This is a genomic window from Neisseria sp. P0009.S007 (assembly GCF_051962515.1).
On record NZ_JBQCVF010000320.1, the window covers coordinates 1 to 1,474 of the forward strand.

At 40.0% G+C, this 1,474-nt stretch carries 1 protein-coding gene and 1 pseudogene; one reads left to right on the forward strand and one right to left on the reverse strand.

Annotation, left to right across the window (positions count from 1 at the left end; genetic code table 11):
* A pseudogene (locus ACTHS3_RS12880) lies at positions 1–110 on the reverse strand (SPFH domain-containing protein); the annotation flags it as partial.
* Positions 111–540: 430 nt separating this feature from the next.
* On the opposite strand from ACTHS3_RS12880, the gene ACTHS3_RS12885 reads away from it, so the two are divergent.
* On the forward strand, positions 541–1,371 hold the full coding sequence (locus tag ACTHS3_RS12885) for an outer membrane beta-barrel protein (protein ID WP_039861962.1): 831 nt from the start codon (positions 541–543) through the stop codon (positions 1,369–1,371).
* The last annotated feature ends 103 nt before the right edge of the window (positions 1,372–1,474 follow it).

Genomic DNA, 1,474 nt, shown 5'->3' on the forward strand with positions numbered 1-1,474 from the left:
CCGTTTTGGATCTCCTCATCGGCAATCGGAAAACGCCACATCAGCAGGCTGTCATCGGGATTCGGCCATTGAATGACGTCGATAAACTGTTTCTTGATAAAGTTGAACATCGCAGTTCCTTATTTGAAGAAGAAAGGATAACTTATGGGCAGTCAGGTCAATTTGCCTAGTCGGTTATATCGCTTATTTTATATAAATAGAATGTCATACGATATTAACATTCAAAATGTCTTTATGCATGGGAATAGAGTGGGTGGCTGCATATACTTTTATCGCAAACTAAATAATAACTATATAGATATTAACTTTTGAAAACTTCGAAATTAAACCTCTTACCGACTCAGTTTTACACTATTTCCAGGTTTTTTATCCATACTGTCTCATAAAAAAGACAAATATTTGCGATAAATCATTAAAGAATATAATAAAAGTAAATATATTACCCCATCAGCATTGTTAATGTTCATTAAATATTATAAACTTTGCCATGCAATAACATTAAATTATCACACTGATTTTCCCAAACTAAAAGGAATTTACATGAAAAATTCTGCTCATTTCTGTCTTGCTGTGTTAGCACTGTCTGCTGCAGTAGGCGCACAGGCTGCCCGCCCTGTTGAATTTACCGTTGGCAGCGAATATTACAACGAAACCTATCGCGAATATGAACAAGATGGTAGTCGAATAATGCAACAAAAAGGCAACCTGTGGTCTATTAATGCGGGGGTTAAATACCGTTTCAACGATCGCCATGCGGCAAAATTGGAAGGCCGTTATTCCCGTGGTAAATCAGATTACACAGGAAGCTTCCAAAATGGATTTGGTGAATCCACAGGTTATGGTTCTGCCACACTCAAAAATGCACCTCGCCGCGCATACGATATCCGTGCCTTATATGAATATACACATCCAATTAACGATCGCTTTAGCCTGACTGCCGGTGCAGGCTTGGGACACCGTGTTCTGAGAGATTTGAGCCGACGTGTCGATCCTGATGATTATGACCGCAAAAACCGAACCACATATGCGCAAATCAATGCCGGTGTAAATATCGCACTTCCAGCAAACTTTGAGATTGCTCCTCGTATTGCCTACAATCGTGCCGTTAAGGGCCGCCAGTATTCTTACGAGCCAGATCGAGAAGAAACCAGAATGAAACAAGGCGGTGGACAAGGTATTGAGGTTGAAGTACCTGTATCTAAAAAATTCTCTAACGGTTCTAAAATCAGTCTGACCCCGTTCTATCGCGGCTGGAAAGTCAAAGATTCAAACTTCACCGTTACAGAAGACTATGGCTTCATTCAATTGGGCGCGATCGAACCTAAAAACCGCACCCGTGAAACAGGCATAAGATTGCAATACTCGTTCTAATTTAGCAAACTTAAGTAGTTAAAACATTTCAGACGGCCTTGTATATAACAGGCCGTCTGAATTTTTTGATGCTTTCAGAATTTCACTATAACGCCAATACCAT